Annotated in this window: 11 protein-coding genes; 2 read left to right on the forward strand and 9 right to left on the reverse strand. The window is 50.1% G+C overall.

Features of this window, described 5'->3' with window-relative positions; translation table 11 throughout:
• The 9 genes from bioA to ACO05Z_RS15230 form a co-directional block, all read right to left on the reverse strand.
• Complete coding sequence (bioA, locus tag ACO05Z_RS15190; protein ID WP_421903033.1) at positions 1 to 1,272, reverse strand: adenosylmethionine--8-amino-7-oxononanoate transaminase; 1,272 nt, start codon at positions 1,270 to 1,272, stop codon at positions 1 to 3.
• 105 nt (positions 1,273 to 1,377) lie between these two features.
• On the reverse strand, positions 1,378 to 2,070 hold the full coding sequence (gene bioD, locus ACO05Z_RS15195; RefSeq protein ID WP_421903034.1) for a dethiobiotin synthase: 693 nt from the start codon (positions 2,068 to 2,070) through the stop codon (positions 1,378 to 1,380).
• Position 2,071: 1 nt separating this feature from the next.
• A complete protein-coding gene (locus tag ACO05Z_RS15200; protein WP_421903035.1) occupies positions 2,072 to 2,428 on the reverse strand; it encodes a hypothetical protein in 357 nt (118 codons plus the stop codon).
• The gene (locus ACO05Z_RS15205) at positions 2,421 to 4,082 is read right to left on the reverse strand and encodes a hydantoinase/oxoprolinase N-terminal domain-containing protein (RefSeq protein WP_421903036.1); all 1,662 of its coding nucleotides are present in this window, start codon (positions 4,080 to 4,082) and stop codon (positions 2,421 to 2,423) included. The genes ACO05Z_RS15200 and ACO05Z_RS15205 overlap by 8 nt, the downstream gene beginning before the upstream one ends.
• A gap of 105 nt (positions 4,083 to 4,187) precedes the next feature.
• Positions 4,188 to 5,000 (reverse strand): AmmeMemoRadiSam system protein B, encoded by an 813-nt coding sequence (gene amrB, locus ACO05Z_RS15210; protein WP_421903037.1) that lies wholly within the window; start codon positions 4,998 to 5,000, stop codon positions 4,188 to 4,190.
• Positions 5,001 to 5,018: 18 nt separating this feature from the next.
• Entirely contained in the window at positions 5,019 to 8,357 is a 3,339-nt protein-coding gene (locus ACO05Z_RS15215; protein ID WP_421903038.1) for a tetratricopeptide repeat protein, read from the reverse strand.
• A 105-nt stretch (positions 8,358 to 8,462) separates the two neighbouring features.
• Positions 8,463 to 9,479: a sigma-54 interaction domain-containing protein gene (locus ACO05Z_RS15220; RefSeq protein WP_421903039.1), complete on the reverse strand. Its 1,017-nt coding sequence runs from the start codon at positions 9,477 to 9,479 to the stop codon at positions 8,463 to 8,465.
• A gap of 202 nt (positions 9,480 to 9,681) precedes the next feature.
• Entirely contained in the window at positions 9,682 to 11,094 is a 1,413-nt protein-coding gene (locus tag ACO05Z_RS15225; protein WP_421903040.1) for a sugar porter family MFS transporter, read from the reverse strand.
• Positions 11,095 to 11,278: 184 nt separating this feature from the next.
• Positions 11,279 to 12,685: an NAD(P)/FAD-dependent oxidoreductase gene (locus ACO05Z_RS15230; protein WP_421903042.1), complete on the reverse strand. Its 1,407-nt coding sequence runs from the start codon at positions 12,683 to 12,685 to the stop codon at positions 11,279 to 11,281.
• Between the two features lie 247 nt (positions 12,686 to 12,932).
• Here ACO05Z_RS15230 and ACO05Z_RS15235 point away from each other — a divergent pair, with 247 nt between their 5' ends.
• Together ACO05Z_RS15235 and ACO05Z_RS15240 are read left to right on the forward strand one after the other, a co-directional pair.
• Entirely contained in the window at positions 12,933 to 13,364 is a 432-nt protein-coding gene (locus ACO05Z_RS15235) for an RrF2 family transcriptional regulator (protein WP_421903043.1), read from the forward strand.
• 247 nt (positions 13,365 to 13,611) lie between these two features.
• Positions 13,612 to 13,968 carry a DUF1499 domain-containing protein gene (locus tag ACO05Z_RS15240; RefSeq protein ID WP_421903044.1) on the forward strand — a complete coding sequence of 119 codons (357 nt, stop codon included), beginning with the start codon at positions 13,612 to 13,614 and terminating at the stop codon, positions 13,966 to 13,968.
• Positions 13,969 to 14,043: the final 75 nt, after the last annotated feature.

Here is a 14,043-nt window from a genome sequence, read left to right on the forward strand (position 1 = left end):
TTACCCCTGAAGGCCGACGACTTCACAAATAGCGGAAGTCAGAGCCTCAAGTTCAAGATTTGAAATTACATAGGGTGGCATCACATAAACCAGTTTTCCGAAAGGACGAACCCAGACGCCGCGTTTAACAAATTCCCGCTGGATGGAATCCATATCCACGGGTACTTTCAGCTCAACAACCCCAATAGCTCCAAGGCAACGCACATCCGCCACCGCATTGGACTTAGCACAGGGAGCAAGCCCGGAACACAGCAGCCCGGTGATTTCCGCTACCCGTTCCCTCCAGTTGCTATTCAGCAAAAGATCTATAGAGGCATTAGCCACAGCACAAGCCAACGGATTGCCCATAAAGGTCGGACCGTGCATGAAGACCCCGCCCTTAGAAGAAATACCCTCGGCAACTTCCTTGGTGGCAAGGGTTGCGGCCAGAGTCATCATTCCACCGGTAATGGCCTTACCCACGCACATGATGTCCGGGCTGATCCCGGCCATTTCACTGGCAAACATGGTTCCGGCGCGACCGAATCCGGTGGCGATCTCATCGCAGATGAGCAGCACACCATGTTCGTCGCAAGCCTCGCGGACCCGTTTCAGGTATTCCGGGGAATAAAAACGCATACCCCCGGCCCCCTGAACCACAGGCTCAAGGATTACCGCCGCCAGTTCGTGGGCGTGCTTTTCAATTTTCGCTTTAAAATCAGCAAAATCTTCATCCGTGCATCTGGCGTCAAATCCGCACTGCGGGGCCTCGGCAAAAACATGTTCCGGCAGTACTGAGGTAAACATGGAATGCATGCCGTTGACCGGATCACAGACCGACATGCAGCCGATGGTGTCGCCATGATAGCCGTTGCGAATGGTCATCAGCCTGTTTTTCTCAGGCTTATCCATGGCATACCAGTATTGGATAGCCATTTTGATGGCCACCTCAACTGAAACCGAACCGGAATCAGCCAGAAAGACCTGCTGCAAAGGCTCAGGAGAAATCTGCACCAGCTTGCGAGCCAGTTCAACAGCAGGCTCATGGGTCAGTCCGCCAAACATCACATGGGGCATGGTCTCAGCCTGATCGCACAAGGCCTTAACCAAAACCGGATTATTATAGCCATGGATGGCGCACCACCAAGAAGCCATGCCGTCGATGAGTTCGGTATCATCCTCAAGGATGATCTTAACGCCCTCGGTACGCTTGGCCTGAAATGCAGTCAGAGGATTAGTAGCAGATGTATAAGGATGCCAAAGATGTTCTCTATCGAATTCGAGTATGGACATGTGAGCCTCCGGCGGCCCTGCCGGGGGCCTTAAACCCTTTTTGTAAAAAGGGTTTAAGAATCCCAAAAACTTTTATTAGGGCTTCGCCGTGTTATTTATAAAAAATCAGGAATCAAGCGCCTTATCAACTTGCTCCCAACATTTGGGATCATTGTAATCCCAATTTTCGATATATGGAATGGAAGCGATTACTTTTACTTCGGAGATTTTTTCGATGAAACGGATGTTTTCCTCAGCCATGCCGTACTCTTCGGGCGCAGGCTGGTTAGGCGAGGTCATAACCAGTCCGGAAATTTCAAGTCCGGACTGCTGCAGGGCAGCAATGGAAAGCAGGGCTTCATTGATACAGCCAAGCTTATTTTCGATGACCAGAATTACCGGATAACCAAGCTCTTTCATAAGATTAAGCATAGAAGATTCATCGCTCAGGGGAACCATTATGCCCCCGGCCCCTTCCACAAGAAGAAAATCGTCTCCTTCAAGTTCACGGACTTTCGCAGCAATCTCGACATAATCAAGCTCCACCCCGGCCAGTTTTGCGGCCAGATGCGGAGAGGTGGGCGGCTCAAAAATATACGGGCACTGCCTCTTGATATCCCAGACCGCTCCGGCAGCCTTATAGACATCTCCGTCCGGAGAATCCATGGAACCGTCAGGCAGGATTATAGCTCCGGACTGCACAGGCTTGACTGGAAGTATGGACCGTCCTGATTTCATGAAGAACCGGGCAAGGGCTGCGGTTACCACAGTCTTGCCAACGTCCGTACCTGTTCCGGTAATAAAAAAGCCGGCAGACAATTTATTCCACCTCGCCGGATTCGATTACTTCCAGCGGATCGCGATCACTTGTTTCGGCAAAAAAAAGCTCCTTGTCGTAAGGACCGAAATGGCCTTCGTCACCCACGAGAGTGAAAAATTCAATACGTGAATAGCGGCGGCAACGCTCCTCGCTGACCCGGTTGCTTACGTAGTAATTGAATTTATCCATGGAATGGGTGGACTGTCCCAGATCGATTACCCGGTCTGCGAACTCACACCACGCATGGGCCACCCACTTATCATCTTTAAAAATCCAGCCGTGGACAACTTCGACTTCATTATTCTCACTGGCAGGTTCAAGGCAATATTCATATGCGGAAGGTTGATTTCTACTCATTACAGCTATCCTTTTTCTTGGTATCAAGAGCCATTTTAATCGCGCCCAGTGCGTTACCAACTTCATGGTGAGAGGGGAAAACAGCTTCGGTATGCAGCTTTTCGGCAACTTCCGGCAGCAGTTTATGCGCGGCAGCACCAATACCCACGATGGGCAGATTTAATGAAGCGTCGAAGCTGACCAGCGAACTTGCAGCGCGCCCGGCAATGAATCCGGCCATGTTACCGCCGATCTCCTTGCGCACAATATGTTCAAGCATGGCATTTTCAATCTTGACCCTTGTCTCGGAAAGAACCATGGCTGCAAAGCCTGCTCCATCGAGATCAAATTCTTTGCCCAGAAGAACTGCAGCGGCTTCGGAAACAGACTTGTCGCCGATGTCCAGCTGTCCTTGTACATGTAGAGCATCAGTGGGAGTAAAGCCCACTTCTTCCACCAGCTGTTCGCGCACAAGTTTCTGGACCTTGCCGCCAAGGCCGATTTCACCGAGGCCGGTTCCGGACATGATCTGCCCGAAGGTGGAGGGACCGTTTTCAAAAAGATATTTCAGGACAACGTCATCAGAACCTTGCTCCGCAGAAGGGCCGACCTTAAGCAAGTGGGATTCGTGCCCTTTGCCGATCCATTTTTCCGGTGCGGGGATATCCCCAGCCATGCACAGAGGCACAACCCTGCCCGGACCGACTTCAAAATTACCGGAGCGATTGATGCGGGCAAAACTGTCTCCGCCAACACCCACGGTGAACATTTCCACCGCTTCGACATGGGTTTCCCAATCGCCGATAATGGAGCCGGATTCCTGAATTGTAGGCTGGGAATTACGGATCAGGGTAACGTCGGTTGTGGTACCGCCCACGTCAACGATGAGGGCGTCTTTTGCTGGGGAATAAATAGAACCGTAATATGCGGTTGATGCCGGACCGCTGGCAAAAGTTTCAGCAGCGCGCTGCACAGCATCTTCCATGCTCATGGGAGTAGCGTTACCACGCACAACAACGACAGAAGATCCGAGACCGCGCTCATCAAGGGCCTTGCCTACTCCGGAGAGAAATTCTTTCATTACCGGCATGAGACGGGCATTGAGTACCGCTGTGGCGGCACGTTCGGCCTGTCCGGCGCGAGTACTGATGGTATGGGAGCAAAAAACAGGTTGAGGATCAGTAAGTGAAATAGCTTTTTCTGCAATGAGTTCGTGAGCGGGATTCTTGATACTCATGGCTGAGCAGACAGCATAAACGTCCACATGTCCGGCCATATCCTGAATACCGTCCACAAGGGATTCAATATCAAGCGGATCTTCTTCCGCCCCGGTGATCTTGTGACCGCCCTTGACGTAACGCAGGGTCACCACAGGCAGCTTGAGCGCCTTGGTGGTGCCAATCATGAACAGACCGACCCGGGCGCCCTTATTCTCAACAACGGCGTTGGTGGCCAGAGTGGTGGAAACAGAAACAAGCTTGACCTCATCAGGGCTGATCCCGCTCTCCGCCATAGCCTTATCCAGAGAGGATGCCAGACCGAGGCTCAGGTCATGATGGGTGGTGGGAGACTTGGCCGTAGCCACCACGCTTGAGTCTTCGCATTTTACAACAACAGTGTCAGTGTAGGTTCCGCCTGTATCAATACCAATTGCATAACCGCTCTCAAAACTCATTGCACATATATCCTTCGCCCGCAGGAGGCATTATTATTTGCTCACAGGCCGCCCATAGCAGGCCTGACCAGTACAAATAATGCCGCTTTTGCCGATTGGCAAGGGTTAGGATATAATTACTCCGGCATAGGCTACCACTCTTTCATAATCCCCGGTTGCCTGACCTGAATTTGTATACTGCACAAGCTTGCCGGAAGTGGCACCCAGCTTTTTAACAGCAAACATACCCATAGTCATGGGCAGGACCCCGCACATGCTGATCTGGTTGGATGAAACAATGGAATAAAGATCGGAAGGGTCCATGCGAATGATCGCTTCAAGTGCCATGGAATCGAGTTTCTTAGCCTGATCTGCGGAAATAAAATGACTCATATCGGAACTGACAACGATTGAAATGGGCTCCGGGTGATTCTCCATAATATCCGCAATGGCTTCGCCCGCCTTACGCAAATTTGACGGAGAAGCTTCGGAAACGCAGACCGGAACAATCTTGATCGCCGGATTGAGGTGATGCAGAAAAGGTACAATAACTTCAAGGGAATGCTCCCGCGAATGGGCCTTTTCATTTGAAACAAACCCTGCTCCACTTTCAATAAGCTTTGCAGCCAGCTCCTCATCTACATCCAGATTGCCACCGGGGAATTCCCAACTGCCCGTATCCCAGACAGATAAAGGAGACCCCAGCCCGGTATGGTTGGGACCGAGCAGGAAAACAGTATCAGCCAGTTTGCTCTGGGCAAGTGTTTTGCCACAGGGTTCACCGGAAAACATATACCCGGCATGGGGAACCATGATCAGACGGTCAACCGGACGGTCCCCATCCACATCCGGGGTTCCCGAATACATCTCAAGTTCCTTACGAAGCTGATCAGGACTGTCCGGATAAAAACGTCCGGCAACTACGGGCTGTCTGTTCATGTTTACCTGCCTTAAAAATTATTGAAATACCGGGTCCGGTTGAAACTTGGATGCATCCTGTTCAATCTTATGGGTCGCCAGCGCGGAAGTTGCCAGACGTCCATAGAGATCACCCGGCTTCTTCTTTGCCACTTCTTCCATCAGCTTCTTCCATTCAGCAGTAGCCCCGGCCTTTTCGTAAAGCTGGGCCAGACGGAAACGGGATGATGCCCATTCCGGGTCGGAAAGCGGAATATACTTGTCGTACTCCGCTGCCCACTTAAGAGCTTCCCGGTAACGTCCGGAACTCTCCGCCGCAAAAATTGTCATCAGGATGCAATCCTTGATCTTTTCCCGGTCTCCCCCGGTTTCAAGAAGCATGGAAAGGGCTTCCTGCGCATAGACAAAAACCTTCTTCAAATCCTTCTTCTTCATGGAAGACTTAGCCATATAGTACATAGCATAAGCCCTTGAAGATTCAGGCAGAAGCAAATTAGAAGCCAGACCGGCCCAGAGCGGAGTACTGCGTTCAGTCTCGCCAAGATTTTCGTAAGCCATAGCCTGTGCGTATTCTATATGAACCTTCTGCTTTGGATCAAGTTTCCACTTATCCTTGGCAAGATTGACCAGCTCGGTGACCTTGCTCCAAGCCTGTTCATCCACATAGATGCCAAGAGCCATATCAAGGGCCATGGCTGAATACTTGGGAATTTCATCGCCCTGCAAATAACGCTCGATTAATTCCAGAGCCCTTGCAGGCTGCTCTTTTTTCCAGAAGCTGAGTGCCACACCAAGTCTGGTTTCATCATTGACATCTTTACCTTCATTATTCTTCTTGGCGTACTTGTTCCAATAACTGACTACCCGGCCATAGTTCTCGTCCTTGACCAGTTCCGGCACAGCTTTATCAAAAACCCTTGTACCAAGTTCACTGGCCCGTTCCCGTAACCCGCTACGCGGATACTTATCCAAAAAGGCCTGAACAGCCCCAAGGCAATCCCCGTACTTCTTGTTCCAGTAGTACCACATGCCCAGCTTGAGCTGGGCCAGCGGAGCAAGGGGGCTGTCCGGGAACTTCTCAATAATATGGGTATAAATTTTCTGCGGTCTAAGGTTGTAAGGGCGGTCAAAAACCTTATCCATCTGGCTCATGCTGGGATCATCATAAATACCTTCCTCAGCAAGACGCATCATGGAGACCAATCCGCCTTCTTTGTCAGGAAAATCTTTGGCGGCCTTTTCGTAAATTTCCTTGGCTGCAGTTTTCTGCCCGGTCTTTAAATAAATATCACCGATACGGGCCAAAACAATATCCGCTTCCGGGGCTTCCGGGGCAAGGTTGTAGTAAGCCCAATAATTTTCTCGGGCTTGCTCAATCTTGCCCAGCCTGTTCTGGGTATTGGCCGACATGAGTAGGAATCGCAGATCTTCAATATAAAAACGGGGCCAGCGTTTATCAATATAGTCAATAATTTGAAAGGCCTGTTCGTCATAGCCGAGGGCATCAAGAGCCTGGGCAAGACCAAGTGCAGCATCGCGGACAATCTTGCTGTCCGGATACATCTGAACCAGATACTGGAACTGATCCGCAGCCTTTTCATATTCTTTCATACCGAGGTAATACTCACCCCAATAGTAACTGATATAAGGAATGTTAGGATCGTTGGGATACTGGGACTTAAGCAGATTAAAATAGGCCTTGGCCTCGGGCATATTGCCTACTTTAAGGTTAAGCAAACCCAGATTAAGCAGAGCCATAGGAACATTCGGTGACTTGGTGTCCGCGTTCATGGCTTCCATCCACGCACTGGATATTTCTCCGAAATTGTCAGCCATGGCTTCGCGGTGCAGCTCAGTCAGGGCTTCGGCTTTTCCGTAAAGGGCACGTAAGCGCAAGTCCTGCGGCAATTCTTTCATCAGGGAAACTTCGGTAAAACCGGCAATAGCGGCTTCAATCTCACCCTCATCCAAAGCACCTTCCGCGGCAAGAAGAACGCCTTTGGCAATCTTGATCCGGTCCTCAGGACTCAGCTCCTTCTCGCCTTCAACTGCTTCCCCATCTTCTCCGCCTTCATCAAGCTGCTCAGAGTCCTCCACGGGATAGGCATCAGAATCAGATACATCCTGTTCACCCTCAACCGCTTCATCACGACCATCTGTTACATTACCGGTCTCAGGCACATCTTCCACAGTTTCCACAGCTCCCTCATCTTCAAGAGGAGGATACTCTGTGGCCTCGAAAGAATCTTCATCTTGCGGGGGAGGAGTCACTTGACCGGATGCAGAGGAATCGGGCGGTGCAATCCTGCCTGAAACCTGACCGGAAGTCTGTCCTTCATCCTGCGAAGGAGGCGGGGCAATCCTGCCGGACGCACTGCTTCCGGATTTCTGCGGCGGGGTGACTGAACCGGATGCACCTTCACCTTCGGGAAAATCTTCTTCGTACGCAACATCCTCAACAGCTGCACCTTCATCAACTGCTTCGTCAAAACCTTCGTCGACAGGTTCATCAGAAGGAGGCGGAACAATAGAACCACCTGCCGAACCTCCGGAACTGTCCGGCTCTATACGTCCGGCAACCTGTCCCCCAGCTTCTCCATTATCAGAAACACGACGGGCACTGCCCCCGGCCCTTGCAGGAAGCACGGAAGTATCAACAGGCGTGGCCTGCCCCGGACCAACCTTGGCTACAAGCGCACGATAAGTGTAGGGGACGGAATAAAATGGACGTTTTACAGGCTGTGGCGGAACCTGCTCTACCGAAGTATCTTCTGCCGCCTGCTCCAGTTCCTGTTTGAGTTGCGGAGACTCTTCGTCATCAGGCAGGTCGATCTCGTCGATAACTGGAGGTTGAGGAGGCTTTGACTCTGCCTTTGCAGCAGCTTTTTGGGCCGCGGCCTTGCGGGCAGCTTCGGCTTTTGCCTTTTTATCTGCTGCGGCCTTTTTTTGGGCAGCAGCCTTCTTTCGAGCAGCTTTTTTACGCTCGGCATCACGGCGAGCCTTTTCTTTAGGCGAACGCCATTTGGAGCCAATGGGGTCACGGAAAAACTGAATCAACATCTGGCCGTTACCCGCAGGCATGCGGATAAAACCAAAAGCACTGGTCCGGGTTCCGATGGTAATGGAACTCGATCCCACATCCAGGGATTTTACAATACGCAGGGAAGAAAGCGGAGCCGGAGTCGGCTGTTTTTCGCCCTTAAGAGCATTTTTAGGGAAGGAAATGGTAATCTGCTGCCGCCCGGTACGGGCAACTTTTCCAGAAAGATTTTTTTGGTCAAAGACAAGACGTATGGCATCCATGTCAGCCTTCGTATCAATAAAATACTCCAAGGCATGACCCGGATTAGGGCAGGCGAGCCAAAAAACGGCCGCCATAAAAAGGGTCCGGAAAACTCCGGTAAGTCGGCTAAGCGTCACAATCAACTATCTTTGCAATATTCCTGCCTACCCCTCACAAAATCCACACTTTTTTTAAAATTACTAAATTTCCAGATTCCTCTTCTTGATCTTTTCAATGAGCGTCGTGCGTTTTACCCCGAGCAGCTCTGCGGCCTTATTTTTAACGCCCCCGGCTTTTTCAAGAGCCTCAATCATGAGGCGGTCTTCGACCTTCTCCAGAAAGTCCTTAAGCCCTTTGGCTCCCTGCTCTTCCATATCCGTCAGAGTAGGCCAGTTGAATCCAACAGGCTGCATAAGCTCGGCAACCTTTTTCTTGGGTTCCTTGCCCACATCCTTCCAGATTTTTTCCGGCAGGTCATCGGGAACGATTTCGTTCTCATCGCAGAGAATGCACATGCGTTCCATGAAGTTTTCAAGTTCACGGACATTACCGGGCCAAGTATAGGAAACAAGCATATCCGCAGCATCAGGCTGAATACCGAGCTGCTCCATGTCCTTGTCTTCGCAGAAACGGCCAAGAAAATGTTTTGCCAGCAAAAGCACATCGCCGCCACGCTCGCGGAGCGGAGGCAGATGCATGGGAATTACATTGAGACGGTAAAAAAGGTCCTCACGAAATCTTCCTGCGGCAACCTCAGCTTCAAGATCGCGGTTGGTTGCAGCAACGATACGTACATCGACTTTCTTAATAGAAGTACCGCCGACCCGCTCAATTTCCTTTTCCTGCAAGACCCTCAGGATCTTAACCTGCAGGCTCAAATCCATCTCACCGATTTCATCAAGAAAAATAGTTCCGCCGTCAGCCAGCTCAAAACGGCCCGGACGGGAACGCACGGCATGGGTAAAAGCCCCCTTTTCGTGCCCGAAAAGCTCCGATTCCAGCAACTCTTTGGGGATAGCCCCGCAGTTTACCGGAACAAAAGGCTTTTCCTTTCGTTTACTGTTGCGGTGCAAAGCACGCACAAGCAGTTCCTTCCCCGTGCCGGACTCCCCGGTAACCAACACGGTACTGTCTGTGGGCGCTACCTTTGCGAGAATCGCAAAGACCTCCTTAAGCGCAGGACTGTTTCCAATTATTCCACCCAAATTAAGAGCCATTCGGCCTCCAAAATTATTCTAGTCCGGGGAACTTTTTAGCTCTGTTCCGCCTTGTGCGGATTACTCCATCATATAAAATGGCTAACCCTACACATTCACTGTCAATGAAATGACGCAAAGTCAATATGCAATTGAATTTTTCTTGTAAAAATCAAATAAAAAACAGTCGAATATCCCAATTTTAAGCTCCGCTAAAGGATAATCACTCCATATCCTCAAGTTCCCTGCCCTTGGTCTCCCGAACCATAAAGAGAACAAAGAAAAATGAGATGGCCGCAAAAAAGGCATAAATGGAATAAGTAACGCCCAGCCCGGCCCAATGTACAAGTGAAGGAAAGGATGCGGAAACAATGAAGTTAGCCACCCACTGTGCCCCGGCCCCCAACGCAAGTGCAGAGGCACGGATGCGGTTATTGAACATCTCACCAAGCAACACCCAGACCACAGGCCCCCACGAGAATCCAAAACAGAAGACATAAAGATTGGCCGAATAAAGAGCGATTGTGGCAGATGCTCCCTGCAAAACCGGATTTCCGGTAACATCAATGGGTGCATGACCGAACAGGTAGGCCAAGACGCCAAGGGTGATCAGCATCCCCGCAGATCCTACCAAGAGCAAAGGCTTACGCCCCACCCGGTCAATGAGCATGATAGCGACCAGCGTGGTCACGATGTTCACTACTCCGGTGATCACCGTAATCCATAGAGAACTTTCCTCGGAAAAACCAACACTGCGCCAGAGCATCGAGCCGTAATAAAAAATTACGTTAATACCCACAAACTGCTGCAGAACAGAAAGCCCAAGCCCAATCCAGACCACAGGATGAAGCCCCCCTTCACACCTTAGAACAGCAAATGAGGGAGCGCATTCTATCTTAAGGCTGTCCTTGATTTCCTCAATTTTCTCCAGAGTCTTATCACCAAGAACCTTTGCCAGAATCCCCTCAGCCTCTTTCTCTCTTCTGGAGGCTATTAGGTAACGGGGAGACTCAGGGATCATCAAGGCGGCGAATCCATAGAGCAATGCAGGCGGTACCTCAGCCCAGAACATCCAGCGCCAAGTCTCAAAACCGAACCAAAGTTCATTATCCGCAGATCCTCCGGCAAAACCCACCAGCATATAATTACTGAGCATAGCCACGAAAATACCGACCACAATAGCCAACTGCTGCAAAGAACCGAAGCTGCCGCGCAGGTTGGCCGGAGAAATCTCCGCGATGTAAGCGGGAGTAATAGCGCTGGCAAGGCCGATGCCCACTCCTCCGAGAAATCGCCAGAAAATAAAATCCCAGACAGTAACCGGAAGTCCGGCACCAATTCCACTGATGGTAAACAGAAAAGCCGAAAGAAGCATGGGCTTGATGCGCCCATAACGATCAGAAACCGGACCGGAAAGCAGGGCCCCGACCGCAGAACCAATCAGCGCAAGGGAAACGGACATTCCCACCAAGACCGGGCCGACCTTGAAATAATCGCCCAGCGCAACCACCGCGCCGTTAATAACCGCAGTATCAAAACCGAAAAGAAAACCGCCAAGGGCTGCGGCAGCGGAAATGAGCAGAACAAAAATGACAGAAGCAGATTGCTTGGACTCAGGGGGGGAACTTGCAGACATGCTCACCTTCTTGAAGTTGGGTAAATTACAGTTGAACAACAGTAACAAACAATACAAGCTGTTACCACACTCTCCATAGCAATGTCATCACAACTTCAAGGCAACCGACATGAAAACAAAAAAGGGAGACACCGACTGAAGCCAGTGTCTCCCATTCTTTCATCTAAAACGCGATAGCGTATCTTTATTTCTGTGTTCTCTTGGCAATCTCTTTAGCGGGAAGAATTCCGGTAGCAGCTGCGGAAACAATGTTTCCTGCAACACCGGGACCGTCACCGGCCACAAAGAGACCTTCCAACGCGGTTTCAAGCTGATCACTGGTTTCCACCTGAGTGGAGAAGAACTTGATTTCCGGTGCGTAGAGCAGGGTTTCCTCGTTGGCTACACCGGGCACTACGTCGTTAAGTTTTTCAAGACCTTCGATGAGGTTACGCACGATACGCTCAGGGAGAGCCATAGCGATATCACCGCAGGTAACGTTCTTCATGGTCGGCTCAACAAAGCTGTTGCGTACGCGGTTCCATGTGGAACGGCGACCGCGCTTGAGGTCACCGAAACGCTGAAGGATGGGCTTGCCGCCGCCGATGATGGTGGCGAGCTTACCGATGGATTCACCATAAGCCTGGTTATCGGTAACAGGCTCTTCAAGCACAACCTTGGAAAGGAAAGCGAAGTTGGTGTTCTCGGATTTCTTATCCATGTATGCGTGGCCGTTTACGCAGACAAAATCCTGATAGTTTTCAAGAGCTACGAATCCGCCCTGGTTGGTACAGAAAGTACGGACCTGATCATCGTAGGTGTTGGTGCGGATGAAGAAAGTGGGGTCGTAGATCACGGAACAAAGGTCACGCATGATGTCGCCGTGCACTTCAACACGCACACCAACCTCAATACCACGCTGAGTGATAGCGAGATCGTGTTTCTTGGCAACATTACCCATCCACTCGGAACCGACACGGCCCGGAGCAAGGATAACATTCTTGGCTCTGTACTCATTCTTCTTGGTAACAACACCGGCCAACTCGCCGTTCTCGATAAGAATGTCTTCAACATGCTCACCAGTGCGGAAAGTTACACCTCTTTCCATGCAATAATCAGCCATTCCGGCAATATGTCCGGGCAGGTTGTCACTGCCTAGGTGCTTCTGTTTGATCAGCAGCAGGTCGATACCGTTTTTAAGGGCATCTTTGCGGATGTTCTTGGCTTCATCCATGTTGGTGGGGTAAACCTGACCGTCCATGTTGAAACGGTTGAAAATATTTTCTGTTTCGTCGATGAGTTTTTTTGCCTCGGAAACAGACATAAACTGGGTAAGGTCAGTCTTGCCGAGCTTGTGAATATAGTTGAGCTTGCCGTCGGAAAAAAGGCCAGCCCCGCCCACACCGGAAAGGATGTTGCAGGGTTTGCATTTAATGCATTCCTGATCCCCGGTTATGGGACAATGTCGTTTAAGGGACGCCTTTCCCTTTTCGATGACCAGAACATCAAGGTCGGTATTCTCGCCAAGGTAATAGGCTGCGAAAAGTCCCGCAGGACCGCCGCCGACAATAATTACATCAAACTCTTTCTTCCCGTTATCTTTCGGGCTCATAATATTCTCCAGTATTGGTCTTTTTCGCCTGCTTTGCGCAACCCGCGCAGGCATGCCAATATACGCTTTTACCCAGAGAATTTCAAAATTGCAACCTTTTATTATTATTTTTCAAACACAACAAAAACCATATGGAATCAACTACTTACCACAGACAACCCAAATAATCGGTTACTGTCAAAGCAATCCCTCTTGACCCGGAGCAATTACTTTTCTACATGGATTAGTAAACCCAAAAGGAAAATTCATGAGACTGACAACAAGAAGCAGATACGGAACCCGAATGATACTGGACATCGCCACACACTGCACAGCAGGCCCGGTCCGTATTAGTGACATTGCCAGCCGTCAGGGACTTTCAACAAAATACCTTGAAAAGCTCATCCGCGAACTGAAGAAAGCCGGATTTATCGCCAGTAAACGCGGCCCCGGCGGAGGACACACACTTGCAATGGCCCCCGAAGACATCACAGTCGGCGCAGTAGTTAGAAGCCTTGAGGGCGATGCCGGACTGGTTGAATGCCTCGATAATGACGACCTTTGCAAACGGATCGACAATTGCCCTACCCGAGAAGTATGGGTGAAAGCCAGCAAGGCCATGTATGCAGCCTTGGATGAAATCTCAATTGCCGACCTGCTGAAAGAAGGCTCCTTCTGTATCAAAACCAATCCATACTAAATAACTAAAACATAAGATTTCTACCCCTGATCCGCATCCGCGCTTCAGGGGTTCTTTCTTTTTTACGTCCAAACGATTCAGCCCCCACCGAATTTCACTATACATCTTTAATTTCCCTTGCAAATAAGCCAAACAATATCCTACTCTCAATTTTATGATTTACAAACTAACCGCACTCATTGGCATTATCTGCGCTGCCGGTCTTTTTACTGCTGCCCACTTTTCCTCCCCACCGGAAAATCTGGGAATGAACGGAGGCAATCTCTCGCCGTGCCCGAACAGTCCTAATTGCGTTTCCTCACAGGAAACAGATGCGAGCCACACTACTCAAGCATTCAAAGCCGACGGTACCAATAAAGAAGTCATGAAAAAACTTAGGTCCTGCATCAAAAAGATGGGCGGTAAAATCATTACCCGCAGCGGCCCATACCTGCATGCAGAATTCAGGAGCAAATGGTTTCGTTTTGTAGATGACCTTGAATGCATATATGACGAGGCGGAAGGTAAAATTAATGTTCGCTCCGCATCACGCCTCGGCTATTCCGATTTCGGAGTAAACAAAAAACGGATAGCAGAATTGCGCATGATTTTTGAGAAAGAATAAAATTTTGCTGCAAAAGCTATTATCGAGAGTCAGAATACCATCTATCACCAACTATCAGTTTTAAATATTCGACGA

This window comes from Maridesulfovibrio sp. (assembly GCF_965230075.1).
Classification (GTDB): Bacteria; Desulfobacterota; Desulfovibrionia; order Desulfovibrionales; family Desulfovibrionaceae; genus Maridesulfovibrio.